Annotated in this window: 15 protein-coding genes; 8 read left to right on the forward strand and 7 right to left on the reverse strand. The window is 74.1% G+C overall.

Going from position 1 to position 18,800, the window contains the following annotated elements; all coding sequences use genetic code 11:
* Window positions 1-12: 12 nt before the first annotated feature.
* Both KSK32_RS20950 and KSK32_RS20955 read left to right on the forward strand, forming a co-directional pair.
* Window positions 13-717 carry an amino acid-binding protein gene (locus KSK32_RS20950; RefSeq protein WP_216932728.1) on the forward strand — a complete coding sequence of 235 codons (705 nt, stop codon included), beginning with the start codon at window positions 13-15 and terminating at the stop codon, window positions 715-717.
* Between the two features lie 80 nt (window positions 718-797).
* Complete coding sequence (locus KSK32_RS20955; RefSeq protein ID WP_216932729.1) at window positions 798-1,886, forward strand: GNAT family N-acetyltransferase; 1,089 nt, start codon at window positions 798-800, stop codon at window positions 1,884-1,886.
* A 176-nt stretch (window positions 1,887-2,062) separates the two neighbouring features.
* Here KSK32_RS20955 and KSK32_RS20960 read toward each other — a convergent pair whose 3' ends face one another.
* Window positions 2,063-3,643: an aldehyde dehydrogenase family protein gene (locus KSK32_RS20960; protein WP_216932730.1), complete on the reverse strand. Its 1,581-nt coding sequence runs from the start codon at window positions 3,641-3,643 to the stop codon at window positions 2,063-2,065.
* Between the two features lie 427 nt (window positions 3,644-4,070).
* Here KSK32_RS20960 and KSK32_RS20965 point away from each other — a divergent pair, with 427 nt between their 5' ends.
* Together KSK32_RS20965 and KSK32_RS20970 are read left to right on the forward strand one after the other, a co-directional pair.
* Complete coding sequence (locus KSK32_RS20965; RefSeq protein ID WP_216932731.1) at window positions 4,071-6,941, forward strand: glycoside hydrolase family 9 protein; 2,871 nt, start codon at window positions 4,071-4,073, stop codon at window positions 6,939-6,941.
* Between the two features lie 205 nt (window positions 6,942-7,146).
* On the forward strand, window positions 7,147-9,582 hold the full coding sequence (locus KSK32_RS20970) for a non-reducing end alpha-L-arabinofuranosidase family hydrolase (RefSeq protein ID WP_216932732.1): 2,436 nt from the start codon (window positions 7,147-7,149) through the stop codon (window positions 9,580-9,582).
* A 63-nt stretch (window positions 9,583-9,645) separates the two neighbouring features.
* On the opposite strand, the gene KSK32_RS20975 is transcribed toward KSK32_RS20970, so the two are convergent.
* From KSK32_RS20975 to bioB, 3 genes are read right to left on the reverse strand one after another with little or no spacing between them, the layout of a single operon-like run.
* Window positions 9,646-10,152 carry a GNAT family N-acetyltransferase gene (locus tag KSK32_RS20975; protein ID WP_216932733.1) on the reverse strand — a complete coding sequence of 169 codons (507 nt, stop codon included), beginning with the start codon at window positions 10,150-10,152 and terminating at the stop codon, window positions 9,646-9,648.
* A 3-nt stretch (window positions 10,153-10,155) separates the two neighbouring features.
* Window positions 10,156-10,371: a hypothetical protein gene (locus KSK32_RS20980; protein ID WP_216932734.1), complete on the reverse strand. Its 216-nt coding sequence runs from the start codon at window positions 10,369-10,371 to the stop codon at window positions 10,156-10,158.
* 7 nt (window positions 10,372-10,378) lie between these two features.
* A complete protein-coding gene (gene bioB / locus KSK32_RS20985) occupies window positions 10,379-11,374 on the reverse strand; it encodes a biotin synthase BioB (protein WP_216932735.1) in 996 nt (331 codons plus the stop codon).
* Between the two features lie 161 nt (window positions 11,375-11,535).
* Here bioB and KSK32_RS20990 point away from each other — a divergent pair, with 161 nt between their 5' ends.
* Genes KSK32_RS20990 through KSK32_RS21005 form a run of 4 tightly spaced genes read left to right on the forward strand, consistent with a single transcriptional unit; the run spans window position 11,536 to window position 15,722 of the window.
* The gene (locus tag KSK32_RS20990) at window positions 11,536-12,672 is read left to right on the forward strand and encodes an 8-amino-7-oxononanoate synthase (RefSeq protein WP_216932736.1); all 1,137 of its coding nucleotides are present in this window, start codon (window positions 11,536-11,538) and stop codon (window positions 12,670-12,672) included.
* Window positions 12,669-13,403, forward strand: coding sequence for a dethiobiotin synthase (gene bioD, locus KSK32_RS20995; RefSeq protein ID WP_216932737.1), 735 nt, complete (start codon window positions 12,669-12,671; stop codon window positions 13,401-13,403). The genes KSK32_RS20990 and bioD overlap by 4 nt, the downstream gene beginning before the upstream one ends.
* 46 nt (window positions 13,404-13,449) lie before the next feature.
* Window positions 13,450-15,048: a sensor histidine kinase gene (locus tag KSK32_RS21000; protein WP_289256348.1), complete on the forward strand. Its 1,599-nt coding sequence runs from the start codon at window positions 13,450-13,452 to the stop codon at window positions 15,046-15,048.
* The gene (locus KSK32_RS21005; protein ID WP_289256349.1) at window positions 15,045-15,722 is read left to right on the forward strand and encodes a response regulator transcription factor; all 678 of its coding nucleotides are present in this window, start codon (window positions 15,045-15,047) and stop codon (window positions 15,720-15,722) included. Before KSK32_RS21000 ends, KSK32_RS21005 begins: the two co-directional genes overlap by 4 nt.
* Before the next feature lie 21 nt (window positions 15,723-15,743).
* On the opposite strand, the gene KSK32_RS21010 is transcribed toward KSK32_RS21005, so the two are convergent.
* The 3 genes from KSK32_RS21010 to KSK32_RS21020 all read right to left on the reverse strand — a co-directional run bounded on the left by KSK32_RS21010 (window position 15,744) and on the right by KSK32_RS21020 (window position 18,791).
* Complete coding sequence (locus tag KSK32_RS21010) at window positions 15,744-16,565, reverse strand: ABC transporter permease (RefSeq protein ID WP_216932739.1); 822 nt, start codon at window positions 16,563-16,565, stop codon at window positions 15,744-15,746.
* On the reverse strand, window positions 16,562-17,494 hold the full coding sequence (locus KSK32_RS21015) for an ABC transporter ATP-binding protein (RefSeq protein ID WP_216932740.1): 933 nt from the start codon (window positions 17,492-17,494) through the stop codon (window positions 16,562-16,564). Before KSK32_RS21015 ends, KSK32_RS21010 begins: the two co-directional genes overlap by 4 nt.
* Before the next feature lie 133 nt (window positions 17,495-17,627).
* Window positions 17,628-18,791, reverse strand: coding sequence for a cytochrome P450 (locus tag KSK32_RS21020; RefSeq protein ID WP_216932741.1), 1,164 nt, complete (start codon window positions 18,789-18,791; stop codon window positions 17,628-17,630).
* Window positions 18,792-18,800: the final 9 nt, after the last annotated feature.

An 18,800-nucleotide genomic window follows, 5' to 3' on the forward strand; every position in this document is an offset into this window, starting at 1 on the left:
AGGGGATCAGACATGCTGCTGAGAGTTCGGGTGACCCTGCCGGACCGTCCGGGCACGCTCGGCCAGGTGGCCCGGACACTCGGCGTCTCCGGCGCGGACATCGTGCAGGTGGTGGTGCTGGAACGGCTCGGCGGCCGGGCGGTGGACGACTTCACTGTGGTGTGGCCGGGTGCGGCGCGGGTGGAGCGGATGCTCGCCGGGCTGGCAGCGATCCCCGGCGTCCGGGTGGACGGCGTGTGGCGGGCGATCGGCGCACCCACCACCACCGGTCAGGACGCCGAACTGCTCGCCCAGGTGGCGGCGAACCCGGTCGACGGGGTGGCCACGCTGGTCGACGCGGTGCCGGGGCTGCTCGCCGCGGACTGGGCGGTGGCCGCCGTCGTACCCCTGGACTGGGCCTCGCGTGGCGGCGAGGCCGGTGTGGCCGCGATCGGGCACGCGAGCTGGCGGGCGCCGTCGCCGCCGCGCCTGCCGGAGGTGACCCCGCTGCGGGCGCGCGCCATGACCAGCCCGGACGGGCACCACTACGCGGTGGCGCCGTTCGGGCGGGCCGGGCTGGTGCTCGTGGTCGCCCGCGACCACAGCGAGCCGCTCGCCGCCGCCGGGTTCCACTCCACCGAGGTGGACCGGCTCGCCCAGCTCGTCCGCGCCTGCGCGGTGATCCTCGGCGACCGGCTGGACCTGGTCGGCACGCCGCCCGTGACCACCGTCACCTGACCGGACGGCCCGCGTCACCCCGGGGCAACGGGCCCGCAACAGGCGGACGGCATGGTCGGTGCCGAGGAAGGGAGACAACCATGGCGCTGTGGCGGATCCGAGCCACCGTGGACGACCGGCCGGGCTACCTGTCGGTGCTCACGGCGAGCCTCGCGTTGCGCGGGGTCAACATCCTCAGCGTGCAGGTGCACACCACCGAGGCCGGCGCGGTCGACGACTTCCTGGTCGACGCGCCCGAGCAGGTGACCGAGGCGGAGCTGCGGGCCGCCGTGGAGCGGGGCCGGGGCCGGGACTGCTGGATCGCGCGCAGCGGGGCGCGCGGGCTGGCCGACGAGCCGACCCGGCTGCTCGGGCTCGCCGGGCGGCTGGTCCGCGACCCGGAGGCGACCGGCGAGGTGCTGCGGACGCTGCTCGGCGCCGACACGGTGACCTGGCGTCCGACACCCGCCGCCGCGCCGGGCGGGGTGGGCGGCACCACGATGGTGCTCGCCGACCCGGCCGGCGGCGCCCACGAGCTGCACCGCCGGGAGCCCAGCTTCACCCCGGCCGAGTACGCCCGCGCCCAGGCCCTGGTCGAGCTGGCGGCGACGCTGGCCCGGCGGGACGCCGACCGGATCACGCTGGTGCTGCCGGACGGCGGGGAGGTGTCGGTGCGGGCCGCGACCGCCGAGGACGTCCCCGGCGTACGCGACCTGCACGCCGCCTGCTCGGCGCGCAGCCGGCAGCGGCGCTACCTGAGCGGGGCGGCGGACCCGTCGCCGGCCCGGCTGCGGCGGCTGCTGGAGCCGGCCCGGGGCGTGACCCTGCTCGCCACGGCGGGCTCCGGCGGGGCGGCGGAGCCGGTCGTGGCGATGGCGAACCTGCTCGGCGAGGGCGACGAGGCGGAGGCGGCGCTGCTGGTCCGCGACGACTGGCAGCGCCGCGGCGTCGGCTCGGCGCTGCTGCGCCGCCTGGTCGGCCACGCCGACCGGGCCGGATACGCGGCCGTGCTGCTGCACGTCCAGTCCGAGAACACGCCGATGCTGCGGACGCTGCGCCGGCTGGACCGGCCGGTGGCGATGGAACGTGACGGCAGCGTGCTGACCGCGGCGCTGCCGCTGGCCCCACGGCCGGTGGTCGAGCCGGCCGCGCGGGCCGGGGCGACCGTGCCGGCGCAGCGGCCGAGGTGAGCTGACGGCCGACCGGCCGGACCCCGCAGGTGCGCCGCAACGGCGCGGCACATCCGAGGGGTACGGCCCGGCGGCCGCAACCGGCGCGGTCACGCGCCACAGGGGCCGACCTCCGATACGGAGGACGGTGACACGGCGGGGCTCCCGATGCGGGGGCCCCGCCCGTCTGCGCGCGATCAGGTGGCCGGGTAGCTGCTGTAGTCGGGGAAGTTGCCGTAGAGCCGGCCGTCACCGCCCACGGTGACCGCCTGCACGAGCAGGTCGCCGCCGACGAACGCGCCCTTCCAGGACGCGCCGCGGCCGCCGAACGGCTCGTCCCGGTCGCCCCGGGACCGCGGCTTGTTGATGCCCACCTTGAACGCCTGCAGGTCCACCGCCAGCTTGCCGGCGAACTCCTCGTCGTCGCACGCGAGCGACGCGACGAGCGCGCCGTTGGAGGCGTTCATCTGGGCCAGCAGCTCGTCGGTGGTGTCCACCACGACGATCGTGTCGACCGGGCCGAACGGCTCGGCGTGCATGAGGCGGGACCGGCCGGGCGGGGCCAGCAGCACGGCCGGGGCGACGTACGCGGACGTGTCCTGCCCGTCCAGGAACGGGGCGCCGTCCAGCTTGCCGCGGTGCAGCGGCACGGCGCCGCCGCGTACCGCCTCGTCGACCTTGCGCCGCAGCTCGTCGGCCTTCGCGGCGCTGATCAGCGGCCCGAAGTCCAGTTCGGGCAGCGGGTCGCCGGCCGACCAGTCGTCGCCGACGGCGAGCGGGTGGCCGAACCGGATCGAGCGGACGACCGGCAGGTACATGTCGAGGAACTCGTCGACCAGGTCGCGCTGGACCACGAACCGGGGGTACGCGGTGCAGCGCTGCTTGCCGTACTCGAAGCCCTTGCGCAGGTGCGCGGCGAGCGAGTCCCACTGGGAGAAGTTCCAGATGCCCCAGGCGTTGAGGCCCTCCTGCTCGATGAAGTGCCGCTTGTCGCAGTCGAGCAGCGCGGCGGCCACCTTGCCGCCGTTGGAGCGCCCGCCGACGAACGCCACCGCGCCGATCTCCGGCGCGCGGACGAGCACCTCGGACAGTTCCTCGCCGCTGCCGGACAGCAGCGTGGCGGGCAGCCCGGCGCGGCGCATCAGCGCGTGCGCGACGGTGAGGCAGACCGCGCCGCCCTGCGACGGGGTCTTGGCGATCACCGCGTTGCCGGCGAGCAACTGCACGAGCTCGGCGTGCACCAGCACGCTCATCGGGTAGTTCCAGGAGGCGATGTTGCTGACCGGGCCGGGCAGCGGCTCCCGGCCGTCGGCGAGCATCCGCTCGATCTCCTGCACGTACCAGCGCACGCCGTCCAGTGCCCGGTCCACGTCGGCGCAGGCCAGCCGCCACGGCTTGCCGATCTCCCAGACCAGCAGCAGGGCGAGCAGGTCGCGGTGCCCGGTGAGCGCGTCGAGTGCGTCGGTCACCCGGGCGATGCGCTCGGCCAGTGGGGTCTGCGCCCACTCCCGGTGCGCGTCGGCGGCGTGGGCCACGGCGGCGCGGGCCGTGTCGGCGTCGAGCCGGGCCAGGTGGACCAGCACGGTGTTGTCGACCGGGGTGCGCACGGCGGTGGGCGTGCCGAGCGCGCGCCAGTCACCCTGGACGAGGTTGTGCAGGGTGGGGACGCCGGTGTCACCCGTGCCGTCGGGGCCGGTGCCGAACGCCTCGGGCGTGGCGGCCACCGCGCGGGCGAGCGTGTCGGACCAGGAGGTGCCCTCGGCGAGTCGTAGAGCCATCGCGATCTCCTCAGTGTCGTCCGGGGAGCGGCGGCATCGATGACACCGCAGGTGAGGCGTACTGTCCCGCGGGGCCGAACGGCCGGGCAACAGTACGTTCGTATGCCAGGACGGCCGAGCCGTCGCCGACGCCCTCGAAGGCGCGTCCACGACCGCGACGAGGTCGTTGAGCTGGGCCAGAACGGTTCATATATCGGTCTACTTCGATAGTGTGATCCAGCTCCCGATGGTTACCCGTGAGTACGCCCCGGTGTCCCGGACCGGCGCGGTCTTCCGCTGCGGTGAACGGCGCATTACATTGTCGGTTGTCCATGGGAGCGCTCCCGCGCCTCCTGCGGACACCCCACCACCACCGCCATGCGGCAGCCGGAGCCCGAACCCCGTCCCCGCTCCGGCTGCCGCCCGGCGCCAGCCACAGGAGCTCGCCATGCCCCGTCCGATCCCGCCGCCCGGAGGCCGGTCCCGGCTCCGCCGGCTGTTCGCCACCGGCGCCGCGCTGGCCGTCGGCCTGGCCGCGGCCGTCGCCGCCCCGCCACCCGCATCCGTCTCCGCCGCACCGGCCGCACCCGCGTTCAACTACGCGGAGGCGTTGCAGAAGTCGCTGTTCTTCTACGAGGCGCAGCAGTCGGGTCGAAAGCCCTCCTGGAACCGGGTCTCCTGGCGCGGCGACTCGGCGCTCACCGACGGCGCCGACGTCGGCGTCGACCTCACCGGCGGCTGGTACGACGCCGGCGACCACGTGAAGTTCGGCTTCCCGATGGCGTTCAGCGCCACCATGCTGGCGTGGGGCGCGGTCGAGTACCGCGACGGGTACGCCGCCTCCGGCCAGCTCACCCACCTGCTGAACAACCTGCGCTTCGTCAACGACTACTTCGTCAAGGCGCACCCGGCCCCGAACGTCCTCTACGGGCAGGTCGGCAAGGGCGACGACGACCACAAGTGGTGGGGTCCGGCCGAGGTGATGCCGATGGCGCGGCCCGCGTACAAGATCGACGCGAGCTGTGGCGGCGCGGACCTGGCGGGGGAGACGGCGGCCGCGATGGCCGCCTCCTCGATGGTGTTCCGGTCCACCGACGCGGCCTACGCGGACAAGCTGCTCGGGCACGCCAAGCAGCTCTACACGTTCGCCGACACCGTGCGGAAGAACTACCACGAGTGCATCACCGACGCGACGAGCTTCTACCGGTCGTGGAGCGGCTACCAGGACGAACTGGTCTGGGGCGCGATCTGGCTGTACCGGGCCACCGGCGACGCCGCCTACCTGGCCAAGGCCGAGAGCGAGTACGACCGGCTCGGCACCGAGCCGCAGTCCACCACCCGCTCCTACAAGTGGACCATCGCCTGGGACAACAAGCAGTTCGGCGCGTACGTGCTGCTGGCCAACCTGACCGGAAAGCAGAAGTACGTCGACGACGCCAACCGGTGGCTGGACTACTGGACGGTGGGCGTCAACGGGCAGCGGGTGCCGTACTCGCCCGGCGGGATGGCGGTGCTCGACTCCTGGGGCGCGCTGCGGTACGCCTCCAACACCGCGTTCGCCGCGCTCGTCTACAGCGACAAGACCACGGACACCACGCGTAAGGCGCGTTACCACGACTTCGCCGTCCGGCAGATCAACTACGCGCTGGGCGACAACCCGCGCAACTCCAGCTACCAGATCGGCTTCGGCGCCAACTCGCCGCGCAACCCGCACCACCGCACCGCACACGGCTCCTGGTGGGACAGCCAGACCGTACCCGCCGAGACCCGGCACGTGCTCTACGGCGCGCTGGTCGGCGGCCCGTCGGCGGCCAACGACGCGTACACCGACAGCCGGTCGGACTACGTGATGAACGAGGTGGCCACCGACTACAACGCCGGCTTCACCTCCGCGCTGGCCCGGCTGACGAACGAGTACGGCGGCAGCCCGCTCGCCGGCTTCCCGGTCGCCGAGACGCCCGACCTGGACGAGCTGACGGTGGAGACCACTGTGATGCAGGCCGAGCCGCGCGCCACCGGGCTCAAGGCGGTCATCTACAACAAGTCGGCGTTCCCGGCCCGGGCGCTGACCACCGGTAAGTTCCGGTACTTCTTCCGGCCCGACGGCACCGGCCCGGTCACCGTCACGCCCGGCTACACCCAGGGCTGCCCGTCCCCGTCGACCGCGAAGCAGTTCTCCGGCGACATCTGGTACGTCGAGGTCGACTGCACCGGCTACACCATCGCGCCCGCCGGCCAGTCGCAGCACCGGATGGAGGTCCAGTTCAAGATCGGGGTGCCGGAGGGCGGCACCTGGGATCCGGCGAACGACCCGTCCTACCAGGCCACCGCCGGGCCGAACCGGAAGGTGCCGCTCTACTCCGGCGGCGTGCGCGTCTGGGGCGAGGAGCCCGGACCGGCCACCCCGGACACCACCGCGCCGACGGTGCCCGGCACCCCGGTCGCTTCCGCCGTCACGTCGAGCGGGCTCACGCTGACCTGGGCCGCCTCCACGGACACCGGCGGCAGCGGCCTGGCCGGCTACGAGGTGACCCGTACCTCGGCCGGCGCCGACCCGGTCGTCACCGTCTCGGCCGGCACCACGCTGGCCGTGACCGGGCTGACGCCGGAGCGGACGTACCAGTTCACCGTGCGGGCGCTCGACGGCGCCGGCAACCGGTCCGCGGCGTCGGCTGCGGTCAGCGTCATGACGCCGGCCGCCCCGGCGCCGGACACCACAGCGCCGACCGCACCGGGCACGCCCACCGCCTCGGCGGTCGGCCCGACCGGCCTGACCCTGACCTGGGGCCCGTCCACCGACGCGGTGGGCGTGACCGGGTACCGGGTCTACCGGGGTGGGAACGTCCTGGTCGGCTCGGCCACCGGCACCACGCTGGCGGTGACCGGGCTGACCGCCTCCACCGCGTACACCTTCACGGTGGTGGCGGTGGACGCGGCCGGCAACGTCTCGCCGGCGTCGCCCGGCGTCACGGTGACCACCACGGCCCCGCCCACGGGCGGCGGCTGCGCGGTGACCTGGACGGCGAACACCTGGGACACCGGGTTCACCGCGAACATCACGATCACCAACACCGGCACCACGGCGATCAACGGCTGGACGCTCGCGTTCACGTTCGGCAGCAGCGGCCAGAAGGCCGGGCAGGCCTGGTCGGCGAACCTGACCCAGACCGGCCCGGCGGTGACCGCGTCGAACCTGTCCTACAACGGGACGCTGGCGCCGGGGGCGTCCACGAGCTTCGGCTTCAACGGCACCCACACCGGCGCCAACCCGAAGCCCACCGCCTTCACGCTGAACGGCTCCGCCTGCACGGTCTCCTGACCGTCGACGTGGCAGGGCCGGTGCCGCACCCGGCGCCGGCCCTGCCACCACGCCAGGCCCGGCACAACCTTTTCCGAAACGTTTCCGAAACACCGTTGTCCTCGCCGCCGCCCGCTGGAAGCATCGATTGAGCTAGATATCCCAATCGAGACGTCCAGTCGTCCTCGCCCCGGCGGCCTGGGTGTCGGCCAGTAAGGAGGCCGAGATGGCCATGAGCCCATCCGTTCATCGCGGCGGGAGCCGGCGGCGGCGATCACCAGCCGTCCGGGCGCTGCTAGCCGGTGCGATAAGCGCGGTTACGGTGGCCGCCGTCGCGGTGATGATGCCGTCGGCGAACGCCGCCGCGAGCACGCTGGGCGCGGCCGCCGCGCAGTCGGGTCGCTACTTCGGTACCGCGATCGCGGCGAGCCGGCTGGGTGATTCGACGTACAGCACGATCGCGGCGCGTGAGTTCAACATGATCACGGCTGAGAACGAGATGAAGCCGGACGCGTTGCAGCCTCAGCGGGGTCAGTTCAACTTCTCCTCCGGTGACCAGATCTACAACTGGGCGACCCAGCGGGGCCTGCAGGTCCGCGGCCACACGCTGGCGTGGCACGCGCAGCAGCCGGGTTGGATGCAGAGCCTGAACGGCAGCAGCCTGCGGCAGGCGATGATCGACCACATCAACGGGGTGATGGCCCACTATCGGGGCAAGCTCGTGGCGTGGGATGTGGTGAACGAGGCGTTCAACGAGGACGGCAGCCGTCGGCAGTCGAATCTGCAGGGCACGGGTAACGACTGGATCGAGGTGGCGTTCCGGACCGCGCGGGCGGCCGACCCGTCGACGAAGCTCTGCTACAACGACTACAACATCGAGAACTGGTCGTACGGCAAGACGCAGGGTGTGTACAACATGATCCGGGACTTCAAGTCCCGTGGTGTGCCGATCGACTGTGTGGGGTTGCAGACCCACTTCACCGGCGGCAGTTCGCTGCCGGGCAACTTCCAGACCACGCTGCAGAACTTCGCCGCCCTGGGTGTGGACGTGGCGCTGACCGAGGTCGACGTCACGAACTCCTCGACCAGCCAGTACGCGGGGCTGACGCAGGCGTGCATGAACGTGCCGCGCTGTATCGGCATCACGGTGTGGGGTGTGCGCGACAGCGACTCGTGGCGCTCGAACGAGAACCCGCTGCTGTTCGACGGCGGCGGCAACAAGAAGGCCGCGTACAACTCCGTCCTCAACACCCTCAACGCGGCCGCCCCGACCTCCGGGCCGACCACGACCCCGACCACGGGACCGCCGCCGAGCGGTGGCGCCGGACGGATCGTCGGGGTGCAGTCGGGCCGGTGCATCGACGTACCGAACGCCACGCAGAGCAACGGCACCCGCGTCCAGCTCTGGGACTGCCACGGCCAGTCGAACCAGCAGTGGACGTACACCTCGAACAAGCAGTTGATGGTCTACGGCACCAAGTGCCTGGACGCGAACGGCGCGGCCACCGGCAACGGCACCGGAATCATCATCTGGGACTGCAACGGCCAGTCGAACCAGCAGTGGAACATCAACTCCAACGGCACCATCAGCGGAGTCCAGTCCGGCCGCTGCCTCGACGTCTGGGGCACCGGCAACGGCCAGCAGGTCCAGTTGTACGACTGCCACGGACAGACCAACCAGCAGTGGCGGACCAACTTCGGTGGCACCACGCCCCCGACCACGCCGCCGCCGACCACGACGCCGCCGCCGGGCGGCTGTGCGCTCCCGTCGACCTACCGGTGGTCGTCGACCGGCGCGCTGGCCAACCCGCAGAACGGCTGGGTCTCGCTCAAGGACTTCACGAACGTGGTCTACAACGGCAAGCACCTGGTCTACGGGTCGAACGTCAACAGCAGCGGCCAGTACGGCTCGATGAACTTCAGCCTGTTCACCAACTGGTCCGACATGGCCTCGGCCGGCCAGACCGGGATGAGCCAGGGCACCGTGGCGCCCACACTGCTGTACTTCGCCCCGAAGAACATCTGGGTGCTGGCGTACCAGTGGGGACCGACCTCGTTCAGCTACAAGACGTCGAGCGACCCGACGAACGCCAACGGCTGGTCCTCGGCGCAGACGCTGTCCACCGCCACCTTGCCCGACGCCCCGTACGGCGTCATCGACCAGACGCTGATCGGCGACGACCAGAACATGTACCTGTTCTTCGCCGGTGACAACGGCAAGATCTACCGGTCCAGCATGCCGCTCGGAAACTTCCCGGGCAGCTTCGGCTCGAGCTACACGACGATCATGACCGACACGAGAGAGAACCTGTTCGAGGGTGTCGAGGTCTACAAGGTGCAGGGCCAGAACCAGTACCTCATGATCGTCGAGGCGATCGGGAGCCAGGGACGCTACTTCCGGTCCTTCACGTCCACCAGCCTGAACGGCTCGTGGACCCCGCAGGCCACCAGCGAGAGCAACCCGTTCGCCGGCAAGGCCAACAGCGGCGCGACGTGGACCAACGACATCAGCCACGGTGACCTGGTCCGCACCAACCCCGAACAGACCAAGACCGTCGACGCCTGCAACCTCCAGTTCCTGTACCAGGGCAAGAACCCCGGTGCGGGAGGCGACTACAACCTGCTGCCGTGGCGGCCGGGTGTGCTGACCCTCCAGCGCTAGACGCCACACCGTTGGACGAGAGCGTGCCCGGCACCCGCGCGGTGCCGGGCACGCCCGTCCGGCTCAGCCGGAAAGATCGTCGGCGAGCAGGTCCATCAGCAGCGCGTCGTGCCAGCGCCCGTCCGCCCCGCGCTCGTAACGGCGCATGATGCCCACCGGGCGGAACCCCACCTTCGCGTACGCCCGGATCGCCGCCGTGTTCGCCGCCGCCGGGTCGATCGTGAACCGGTGGTGGCCGTACTCGTCGATCAGGTGCCGGACCAGGGTACGGATCGCGTCGCCGCCCAGCCCCGAGCCGCGTACCGCCGGGTCGAGGAAGACGTCCAGGCTGGCGTGGCGGTAGTCCGGGTCCGTCTCGGCGTACCACTGGATCGCGCCGACCAGCCGGCCGTCGTGCTCGACGGCGTAGATCGTCAGCTCGTCGTCGGCCAGGTCGGCCCGCACCGACGCGGCCAGGTCGTCACCGCCGCGCCACCAGCGCCGCACCTCGGGGGTGGCCCGGATCGCGGCCAGCGCGGGCACGTCGGCGTCGGTCACCGGCCGCAGCGTCACCGCCCGCCCCCGCAACACGCCTCAGCCCCGCCGCTCGCCGTGCTCGACGCAGACCGCCGACCAGCCGGCCGGTACGACCTGCACCTTCATCCGCCGCCGGCAGGACGCGCACCAGCGCGGCGGCTCCCAGGCACGGGCCGTCTCGCACGCCGGGTGCGGCCCGGCCGCCACCGACTCGCCGCACCTGTCGCACCAGAGCGCGGCGGGGAGGGCCGTGGCGGGGGAGGATTCGGTCACCGCTGCCTCACAGGGTCGCCGAGAGCGCCTTCACCGGCATCTTCAGGTCTTCCAGCAGCTTCAGGTCGGCCGTCGCGGGCCGGCCCAGCGTGGTCAGGTAGTTGCCGACGATCACCGCGTTGATGCCGCCGAGCAGACCCTCGCGGGTGCCGAGGTCACCGAGGGTGAGCTCGCGGCCGCCCGCGTACCGCAGGATGGTGCGCGGCATGGCCAGCCGGAACGCGGCGATGGCGCGCAGCGCGTCCTTGCCCTCCACCACCGGGCGGTCGCCGAGCGGCGTGCCGGGGCGCGGGTTGAGAAAGTTCAGCGGAACCTCGTGCGGGTCCAGCTCGGCCAGCTGGGCGGCGAACTCGGCACGCTGCTCGACCGTCTCGCCGAGGCCGAGGATGCCGCCGCAGCAGACCTCCATGCCGGACTCGCGGACCATCCGCAGCGTCTCCCAGCGCTCCTCCCACGAGTGCGTGGTGACCACGTTCGGGAAGTAGGAGCGGCAGGTCTCCAGGTTGTGGTTGTAGCGGTGCACGCCCATCTCGACCAGCTCGTCGACCTGCTCCTTGGTGAGCATGCCGAGCGAGGCGGCGACCTGGATGTCGACAGCGGCGCGGATGGCGGCCACACCCTCGCGCATTTGCTTCATCAGCCGGGCGTCCGGGCCGCGCACGGCGGCCACGATGCAGAACTCGGTAGCCCCCGTCGCGGCGGTCTGCTTCGCGGCCTCGACCAGCGCGGGGATGTCCAGCCAGACCGAGCGCACCGGCGAGGTGAACAGGCCGGACTGCGAGCAGAAGTGGCAGTCCTCCGGGCAGCCGCCGGTCTTCAGCGAGACGATGCCCTCGACCTCGACCTCCGGACCGCACCAGCGCATCCGGACCTCGTGGGCGAGCTGGAGCGCGGCGGGCAGGTGCTCGTCGGGAAGGTTCAGCACCGCGAGGATGCCGGCCTCGTCGAGGCCGACGCCGTTGCCCAGCACCCGCTCCCGGGCCTGGTCGAGGATCTCTGGCATGGCTCGTAACCTAACAGGCCACCGTGAGCGCGGGAAACCGCCGCCGCCGGCCCTCCGGCGAGCCGGGACCGCGCCACGCCGGGGCCCTCGGCGCGGGTGGTAACTTCGCCCCGCGGAAGCGCCCGGCGGGGCGGGGAGAGTCGGCGGGAGGGGACGACACGGTGGCGGACTGGCTGGCGGCCCTGGACCGCCGCGCCGAGCTGCGGGCCCGGGCGGGGCTGACCCGCACGCTGCGCCCCCGGGCCGCCGACGACGCCGTGGTCGACCTGGCCGGCAACGACTACCTCGGGCTGGCCACCCACCCCGAGGTCACCGCCGCCGCGGCAGCGGCCCTGTCCGCGTACGGGCTGGGCGCCACCGGGTCGCGTCTGGTGCGCGGGTCCACCGACGCCCACCACGCGCTGGAGGACGACCTGGCCGGCTGGCTCGGCGTCGACCGGGCGCTCGTGTTCTCCTCCGGCTACCTGGCCAACCTCGCCGCCGTCCGGGGACTGACCCAGCCGCGTACGCTGCTCGTCTCCGACGCCCACAACCACGCCTCGCTGATCGACGGCTGCCGGATCTCCGGCGCCGAGACGCTCGTGACGCCGCATGCCGACGTGGCCGCGGTGGCCGCGGCGCTGGCCGCCGCGCCGGGCCGCCCGGCGGTGGTGGTGACCGAGTCGGTGTTCTCCGTCGACGGCGACCTGGCCCCGCTCGCCGAGCTGCACGCGGTGGCCCGCCGCCACGGCGCGCTGCTGCTCGTCGACGACGCGCACGCGCTCGGCGTCACCGGCCCGGCCGGAGCCGGCGGGGTCGCCGCCGCCGGGCTGGCCGGCGCGCCCGACGTGGTGGTCACCGCGACGCTGTCCAAGGCGCTCGGAGGGGCCGGCGGCGTGGTCGCCGGGCCGGCCGAGTTCGTCCGCCACCTGGTGGAGACCGGCCGCACCTTCATCTTCGACACCGCGCCGCCGCCCGCGGTGGTGGCCGGGGTGCACGCCGCGGTGCGGCTGGCCCGCAGCGGTGACGCGCTGCGCGCCGAACTGGCCGACCGGGTCGCGGCGGCGGTGCGCCGCCTCGGCGGGGCCGGGCTGTCCGTGTCCGCCCCGGACGGCGCCGTGATCTCGGTGACCGCGCCCGGCCCGCAGGAGGCGACCGCCTGGGCCGCCGCCTGCCGGGACCGCGGCGTCGCGGTCGGCTGCTTCCGTCCCCCGTCCACACCTGACAGCCGGTCCCGGCTGCGGCTCACCGTCAGCGCCGGCGTGGACCGGGCCGACTTCGACCGGGCCCTGGACGTGATCGTGGAGTGTGCGCCATGAGCTTCGGCGACGCCTGGACCGGGCCGGTGCTGGTGACCGGCACCGACACCGAGGTCGGCAAGACAGTGGTGACCGCCGCCGTCGCCGCCGCCGCCGCGCAGGCGGCCGGCCTGCGGGTCGCTGTGGTCAAGCCCGGCCAGACGGGTACGGCGACAGGCGAGCCCGGCGACGTCGACTCGGTGACCCGGCTGGCCGCACCCCTCACCGGCCGGACGCTCGCCAGCTACCCCGATCCGCTGGCCCCGCTGGCCGCGGCGCGGGTGGCGGAGCTGCCGCCACTGGAGCTGTACCACGCCGTCGACGCCGTCCGCGAGGAGGCGGACAAGCACGACCTGGTGCTCGTCGAGGGCGCGGGCGGGCTGCTCGTACCGATGGGGGTGCGCCCGTCCGGCGAGCCGTGGACGGTGGCCGACCTGGCGGTGTCGCTCGGCGCGCCGGCGGTGGTGGTGGCGCGGGCCGGGCTCGGCACGCTCAACCACACCGCGCTCACGCTGGAGGCGCTGGAGCGGCGGGCCGTCCCGGCCGGCGTGGTGATCGGCGCCTGGCCGGCCGACCCGGAGCTGGTGCACTGGCTCAACCTGTCCGAGCTGGTGCCGAACCTGCTCGGCGCGGTGCCGGCCGGCGCGGGCGGGATGGACCCGGGCGTGTTCCGCCGGTCGGCGCCCGGCTGGCTCACCCCCGCCCTGTACGGCGTGCTCGACGACTGGCGGGCCTGGGCCGAGGAGACCTGACTTTCGTCGGTGCCCGCCCCGGCCGGGCGTGGGTAGCGTGACCGCCGTGGAACCCCGCGAACGACAACGCCGGGCCGGTGACCTGCTGCTCTGGGCCGTGCTCGCGGCGCCTGTCGCGTACGGCCGGCTCACCCCGCCGTGGCGGGCGGACGAGCTGCCGCCGCTGGCCGCCGCGCTGACGTTGCTCGGCGTGGCGGTGTGGATCGGGCGCCGGTGGCCGCTGGTCGCGGTGCTCGCGGTGGTGGCGGGCTCGCTCGTCGACGGCAACGTGGTGTTCGCCATCCCGGTCTTCGGCTATCTCGCCGGGCGGCGCAGCGACCGGGCCGCACCGGCCGCCGCCGTCTTCGCCGCCATCGCGGTCACCGGCTCGGTGCTCAACCTCGGGCTGCTCGGCACCGAGCCGTCCACCTGGTTCCTGCTCTCCTCGGTGCTGCTGTTCGCCGGGGTGTTCCCCTGGCTGCTGGGCCGGCTGCGGCGGCAGCACCGCGCGCTCGCCGACGCCGGGCTGCGGCACGCGCAGGCCGAGCGCCGGGCCGAGGTCGAGCGGGTACGCCTGCGCGAGCGGACCCGCATCGCCCAGGACATGCACGACTCGCTCGGCCACGACCTGAGCCTCATCGCGCTGCGGGCGGGCGCGCTGGAACTGGCGCCGGACCTGTCCCCGGCCCACCGGGCGGCGGCCGGTGAGCTGCGGGCGAGTGTCGCCGCCGCCACCGAACGGCTGCACGACGTGATCGGCGTGCTGCGCGAGGAACGCACGCTGCGGCCGCCGGGGGAGACGGTCGCCGACGTGGTCGAGGGCGCGCGCGACGCCGGGATGACTGTCGACCTGCGTGCCGACACCGCCGAGCTGCCACCGCTGGTGGCGCACGCCGTGCACCGGGTGGTCCGGGAGGCGCTCACCAACGCCGCCCGGTACGCCCCGGACGCCCCGGTGGTGGTGGAGGTGACGCGGGCCGCCGCCACGGTGACCGTCGCGGTGGTCAACCCGTCGTCACCGGCCGGTCCGCTGCCCGGGCCGCCGTCGCACGGCTCCGGGTTGCTGGCGCTGCGCGAGCGGGTACGCCTCGCCGGCGGCGCCCTGGACGCCGGCCCTCGCGACGGCGGCTGGGCGGTCACCGCCCGCGTCCCGCTCGCCGGTGCCGGCGTACCCCGGCGGGGTGAGCCAGGGGACGCCGACGCCGGCGCGCCGGTCATCGGCCCGGCTGACGGTTCCGGGGCGACCGTCGCGCGACGCGGTGACGGCGACCTCGCGGAGTTCGATCCGCTCGACGACGGACGCGTCGGCGTGCCCGGCCGGGACGGGGACGCGGCCCGGCGGCTGCGGGAGGCCCGCCGGCGGCTGCGGCGCAGCCTGCTCGTCGCGTTCGGCGCGCCCGCCGGACTGGCGCTGATGCTGACCCTGGTCTACTACCCGCTCGCCACGGCCGGCGCCGTGCTCGACCGGGCCGGCTACGAACGGCTGCGCCTGGGTGAGCCGCGCGACGCGCTCGGGCTGCCCCGACGGCAGGCCGACCCGCCCGCGACCGGCGCGGTGCCGGGCTGCGAGTTCTACACCGACGGCAACTTCCCGTTCGCCCAGGCGACCTGGCGGCTCTGCTTCGCCGGCGGGCGGCTGGCCAGCAAGGAGCGGATCGGATCGTGAGCGACGACCACGGCCGCCCACTGCGGGTGGTACTCGCCGACGACGAGGCGCTGGTCCGGGCCGGGGTCCGGGCGATCCTGGCCGCCGACCCCGGCGTCGAGGTGGTCGGCGAGGCCGAGGACGGCCTCGCGGCTGTGGAACTGGTCCGCGCGCACCGCCCCCGGGTGGCGCTGCTGGACATCCGGATGCCCCGCTGCGACGGGCTCAGCGCCGCCGCACAGATCCGCCGGCTCGTGCCGGAGACGGCGGCGGTCATGCTCACCACGTTCGGCGACGACGACCTGATCGCCCGCGCGCTCGGCCACGGCGCGGCCGGGTTCCTGCTCAAGTCCGGTGACCCGCGTGAACTGCTGGCCGGGGTGCGGGCGGTGGCCGACGGCGGGGCGTACCTGTCGCCGCGGGTGGCGCGCCGGGTGATCGAGCTGAGCGGGGGACGACTGGCCCGCGGCCCGTACGCACGGGACCGGCTGGCCGGGCTCACCGACCGGGAGCGCGACGTGCTGGCGCTGGTCGGCGCGGGACTGTCGAACGCCGAGATCGGCCGCCGGCTGCACCTGGTCGAGGGCACCGTGAAGAGCTACCTGACCAGCATCTTCACCCGGCTGGACGTGCGCAACCGGGTGCAGGCGGCGATCCTCGCGTACGAGGCGGGGCTGGTCCCGCCCACCGGCTGACCAGCCCCGCCCCGCGTTCCCTCAGGCGTCGCGCCGTGCCAGCGCCCACCGGCCCAGCGCCAGCGCGGCGACGGTCCAGCCGGCGAGCAGCAGCAGCCCTGCCGCCGCCGGGTACGGCTCGCTGTCCCCGGCCAGGAAGTGGTTGCCCGCCACCCCGGGGAACGCGTCGGAGATCCGGGTGAGCACCGTGATGTCCGGCTCCCGCAACGACAGCGGCACGATCATCAGCAGCGCGAACAGCACGGTCAGGGTCAGCACCGCGCCGCGCAGCGCGGACGCCAGGCCGAGCGCCAGCACACCGATGAGCGCCAGGTACGCCGCGCACGCGACCACGTCGGCCACCGTGCCGCCCAGCGGGGCGCGGCCCCACTCGCCGAGCACCGGACGGGCCGCCGCCGCGCCGACCACGCCGAGCAGCAGGCCGAGACCGAACGTCACCACGCCCACCACGATCGCCTTGGCCGCCAGCACCCGGCCCCGCGACGGGGTGCACCGCAGCGTGGTGCGGATCGTGCCGGTGGCGAACTCGCTGGTGATCGCGAACAGGCCGAGCGCCAGCACCACGTACTGGGTCAGCTCCAACGACCCGGCCACGATCTCGCCGACGTCGACCACGCCCGGGTTGTTCGCCGGGTCGTCGTCGGTGTTGGCGTTCTGCGCGTAGATGGCGAGCTGGGCGCTGGTGGCCGTCATGGTCAGCACCGCCGCGAGCAGCGTCCACCAGGTGGAGCGGACCGACCAGAGTTTGGTCCACTCGGCGGCCACCGCCCCGGCGAGCGGGTGCCCGGCCGGGGCAGGCCGGGCGGTCCGCCGGGCCGGGTCGAGCGTGGACTGAGCGGTCATCGGGTGCCACCTCGGGTCGGGCCGGCGGCGTACTCCACGCTGTCGGCGGTCAGCTCCAGGAACGCCTCCTCCAGGGAGGGCGCGACGGGGGTCAGCTCGTGCAGGCGTACCCCCATCTCGTGTGCCAGGTCGCCGACCCGGCCGGCGGTGCTGCCGGCGACGGACATCCCGCCCTCGTCGGCGGTGACTGTCGCGCCCTCGGTGGCCAGCCGGTCGCCGAGCGCGGCGAGCGCGGCCGGCTCCGGCCCGCGTACCCGGACCGACGCGGCGGGCCGGGCGGCGATCAGCTCGGCCAGCGGCGCGTCCGCGACCAGGCGGCCGCGCCCCAGTACCACCACCCGGTCGGCGGTCTGCTGCATCTCGCTCATCAGGTGGCTGGAGACCAGGACGGTGCGCCCCTCGTCGGCGAGGCGGCGGGTGAACCCGCGGATCCACCGCACCCCGTCCGGGTCGAGCCCGTTGACCGGCTCGTCGAGCAGCAGCACCGGCGGGTCGCCGAGCAGCGCGCCCGCGATGCCGAGCCGCTGACCCATCCCCAGCGACAGCGCTCGGCCCGGCTTGCCGGCGGCACGGGCGTCCAGGCCGACCAGGTCGAGCACCTCGGTCACCCGCCGGGCCGGTACGCCGTTGCTGCGCGCCATCGCCCGCAGGTGCGCCACGCCGGAGCGGGCCGGGTGCACGCCGGTGGCGTCGAGCAGCGCGCCCACCTCGTGCAGCGGGTGCCGCAGCGTGCGGTAGTCCCGCCCGTTGACCAGCGCCTGCCCGGCGGTGGGCCGGTCCAGGCCGAGCACCATCCGCATGGTGGTGGACTTGCCCGCGCCGTTCGGGCCGAGGAACCCGGTGACCTGCCCGGGACGGATCTCGACGGTCAGGTCGTCGACGGCTGTCACGTCGCCGAACCGTTTCGTCAACGCACGAAGTGTGATCATGCGGCGACGCTATGGGCCGGCGCGGGTGCCGCACCGCCGTCGAACGGCAGCCACCCACCCTGACTTTCGTAAGGAAGGGCCCCTTGTTAACGCCTCCGGTAGAGGAAGGGCCCCCTCTTAACGCCCGCAGCGCTCAGGCGCGGCGGACCACGAACGCGTCCGGCATCCGGAAGGTGAGGTTGTCCGGGCACCACGGCGGTCGCACCACAGTCACACCGTCGAGCAGCGCTGCCGCCTCGGCGACCACCACCGCGGCCTCCATCCGGGCCAGTTGCGCGCCGACGCAGCGGTGCGGTCCGGCGCCGAACGCCAGGTGCCGCCGCGACCCGGGCTGCCCCGGGCGGAACTCGCCCGGCGCGTCCACCACTGCCGGATCGCGGCCGGCGCGGGCCAGCCAGGCCACCACGCTGGTGCCCGCCGCCACCGGCACCTCGCCGAGCGTGGTGTCGACTGCCGCCACGCGCCGCCAGGTGACGATCGGCGGCTCCAGCCGCAGCCCCTCCTCGACCACGTCGTCCACGGCGACCGTTCCGGCGCGCAGCCCGGCCCGTACCGTCGGTTCGCCGGACAGCCGGTGCAGCAGCAGGGTGAGGAACTGTGAGGTGGTCTCCTGCCCGGCGACCAGCAGGAAGAACAACGCGCCGACGACCACGTCGGGGGAGTGCCCGGCCTCGCGCAGCCGCGCGGCGAGCCCGCCCCCGGTCGCGGCGAACTCCCGCAGCACGGTGTGGAACCGGCCCACCTCGGCGGCCAGCGCGAGCTGCCGGTCGGCGTCCAGCGGCGCCCAGAACAGCTCCAGCGCGGCCCGGGCGAAGTCCTTCACCGCGCCGGCCGGGGCGTCCGGCAGCTCCACCAGCCGGGCCAGCACCAGCAGCGGCAGGTCGGCGGCGAGACCCGTGTACAGGTCGACCGGGCGGCCTGCGTCCAGCTCTGCCGCCAGCCCGGCCACCCGCTCCCGGACCAGCCCGGTCAGCCACTGACGCTGGGCGTCCACCCGGTGCGGGTGCAGCGCCTCGGCGACGATGCCGCGGATCGCCGGGTGGCTTGCGCCGCCGTTGTTCGCCAGCGTCGGCGGCAGCCGGAACCGGTGCCCGGCGAGCACCCGCAGCGCGGCCACCGGGATCGGGGTGACCGCGTCGAGCGCGTTGTCCGGCCGGAACGTCACCGGATCGGTGAGCACCCGGCGTACGAGCGCGTGCCGGGTCACCACCAGGTGCGGCACGCCGACGTGGTCGACAACCGTGGCCGCGTCGGGCCACTGTCCGTCGACGGACTCCCCCCAGCCCCGGAACAGCACGCGGTAACG

The sequence above is a fragment of the Micromonospora sp. WMMB482 genome (assembly GCF_019038635.1).
Classification (GTDB): Bacteria; Actinomycetota; Actinomycetes; order Mycobacteriales; family Micromonosporaceae; genus Micromonospora; species Micromonospora marina.

Excerpts from the sequence above, each read along its gene's own strand:
- KSK32_RS20950 (WP_216932728.1), top strand. The coding sequence starts at position 13 with ATGCTGCTGAGAGTTCGGGTGACCCTGCCGGACCGTCCGGGCACGCTC.
- KSK32_RS20955 (WP_216932729.1), top strand. The coding sequence starts at position 798 with ATGGCGCTGTGGCGGATCCGAGCCACCGTGGACGACCGGCCGGGCTAC.
- KSK32_RS20960 (WP_216932730.1), bottom strand. The coding sequence starts at position 3,643 with ATGGCTCTACGACTCGCCGAGGGCACCTCCTGGTCCGACACGCTCGCC.
- KSK32_RS20965 (WP_216932731.1), top strand. The coding sequence starts at position 4,071 with ATGCCCCGTCCGATCCCGCCGCCCGGAGGCCGGTCCCGGCTCCGCCGG.
- KSK32_RS20970 (WP_216932732.1), top strand. The coding sequence starts at position 7,147 with ATGGCCATGAGCCCATCCGTTCATCGCGGCGGGAGCCGGCGGCGGCGA.
- bioB (WP_216932735.1), bottom strand. The coding sequence starts at position 11,374 with ATGCCAGAGATCCTCGACCAGGCCCGGGAGCGGGTGCTGGGCAACGGC.
- bioD (WP_216932737.1), top strand. The coding sequence starts at position 12,669 with ATGAGCTTCGGCGACGCCTGGACCGGGCCGGTGCTGGTGACCGGCACC.
- KSK32_RS21010 (WP_216932739.1), bottom strand. The coding sequence starts at position 16,565 with ATGACCGCTCAGTCCACGCTCGACCCGGCCCGGCGGACCGCCCGGCCT.
- KSK32_RS21015 (WP_216932740.1), bottom strand. The coding sequence starts at position 17,494 with ATGATCACACTTCGTGCGTTGACGAAACGGTTCGGCGACGTGACAGCC.